This window comes from Micromonospora sp. NPDC005220, assembly GCF_040607895.1.
Lineage (GTDB): Bacteria > Actinomycetota > Actinomycetes > Mycobacteriales > Micromonosporaceae > Micromonospora.
On the sequence record NZ_JBEXHP010000235.1, the window covers coordinates 1 to 1,958 of the forward strand.

2 protein-coding genes are annotated in these 1,958 nt (G+C 75.0%); both read left to right on the plus strand.

The annotated features are described in order from the left end of the window. The coding region (locus ABZU52_RS32365; RefSeq protein ID WP_354974706.1) for a glycosyltransferase family 39 protein at positions 1-1,461 on the plus strand (1,461 nt) is incomplete at its 5' end. A 36-nt stretch (positions 1,462-1,497) separates the two neighbouring features. Then, entirely contained in the window at positions 1,498-1,791 is a 294-nt protein-coding gene (locus tag ABZU52_RS32370; RefSeq protein WP_354974707.1) for a hypothetical protein, read from the plus strand. The last annotated feature ends 167 nt before the right edge of the window (positions 1,792-1,958 follow it).

Below are 1,958 nucleotides of genomic sequence, written 5' to 3' on the forward strand. Positions count from 1 at the left end.
CGGGCGGGTGCGCCGGTGTCGCGTACCCGCGTCGCCCTGCCCGTCAGTCTCGTCGCGTTCGCGGTCGCGGCCCTCGGCAGCGGCGGCCGCGAGATCTGGTTCGACGAGTCGGTCAGCTGGCTGACCACCACCCTCGCGTGGCCGGACCTGCGGCATCTGCTCGGCAACATGGACCTCACCCACGCCCTCTACTACCTGGCCCTGCGCGGGTGGACCGCGCTGGCCGGGGACTCCACCCTCGCCCTGCGGTTCCCGTCCATCGTCGGCACGGCGGTGGCCGCCGGCGCGCTCACCCTGCTCGGCGCGAAGCTGTACGACCGCACCGTCGGGGTCACCGCCGGCCTGCTCTTCGTCGCGATCCCGTCGGTGTCCCGGTACGGGCAGGAGGCCCGCTCGTACGCCTGGGTCGTCGCCCTCACCGTGCTGGCTACGCTCGCCCTGGTCGGGGCGCTGGACCGGCCCTCGTGGCCGCGGTGGGTCCGCTACGGCGGCTGCCTGCTGGCGTTGACCTGCCTGCACGCCGTCGCGGCGACGGTGCTGGCAGCCCACGCGCTGCTGGTCGGCTCGGCGGTCCGCCGCGGCGGTGCCCGGCGGGCCCGGTGGGCCTGGGCGCTCACCGTGCTGGTGGTCGCCGTGGCCGCGGCGCCCCTGCTGTACGCGGCGTCCCGCCAGGCCGACCAGGTCTCCTGGATCCCCCGCGACCAGGCGGCGCTCGCCCGCTTCCCCCGGGAGCTGTTCGGCTCCCTCCCGGTCGCCGTGACGTTCGTCGGGACCGGCCTGGCCGGCGCCGCCGTGCTCTGGCGCCGGCGGCGCGCACTGCTCCTTCCGCTGCTGGTCTGGGCCGTGGCGCCGGCGGTGTGCTGCTACCTGAGCCACCCGCTGGTGCACCTCTTCCTGGCCCGGTTCGTGTTGTTCACGCTGCCCGCCTGGGCGCTGCTGGCGGCGGTCGGGATCGCCGTGCCGGTCGCCGCGCTGCGGCGCGCGCTGCCGGCGGGCGGGCCTGCGGTGCTCGGCGCGGCCGTGCTGGCCGTCGCCGGGTTGGGCCTGCCGGGCCAGGTGGAGGCCCGACGCAGCCCGGTGCCGGGGGAGCCGGACTACCGCGCCGCCGCCGCCCTGATCGACCGGCGGTACGAGGCCGATGACGGCATCGCCTACTCCGGTTGGCTCAGTTGGAAAGCCCCACTGCCGATGGCGTACCAGTTGCGCACGGCGCCGCGGGACGTTTTCCTCGCCGTGCCGCCCGGCCGGTCCGGCGGGTTCTGGGCGATCGACTGCGCCGATCCCGCTCCCTGCCTGGGCGACGTCCGGCGGATCTGGCTGGTCGTCGGCGGGGCGGGCGACCCGTACGAGGGCATCGCGCCCGCCCGGGCCGAGCTGCTCCGCCGCGAGTTCGCCGTCACCGGAACCGACCGGTTCGTCGGGGTGGCCGTGGTGCTGCTGGTCCGCCGTCCCGGTCCGTGACCACTGGGGCTACCTGTCCGGTTGTGGGTGTGACCCGTGGACGCCAAGCCCGTCGCGGTGACCGTGCAGGCCGACAAGCCGGACACGGGCCAGCTGATCCCGCATGGTGTGCAGGGCGCCCAGTCGCGCATCGACCTGAACGACGAGCAGACCGCCAACGCCAAGGGGATCATCGCCGCCACGAAGAAGGCCGGCCTGCCCGGCCAGCCGGTGCCGGACACCTCGCCGGGCCCGTGGATCAGGCAGACCGGCGAGCGCTTCGGGCAGCCCACCGGCGGTTTCGGCAACAGTCAGAGCCGGTGCGCAGGACAGGGACGAGATCAGCGATGATGGCAGCGCGGGCATGACTCACTTCGGGCGATCAGCATGGCGTAGAGAACCTTGATGATCTTCTGAGCCGGTCATGCCCGTCTTGCTGCCACGTCGCCGTGATCGACCGCCGGCCGGGCCGGGCAGGGTGCCTCGGCCACCGCGCGGCGAACCGTCCGGGCCGGCGG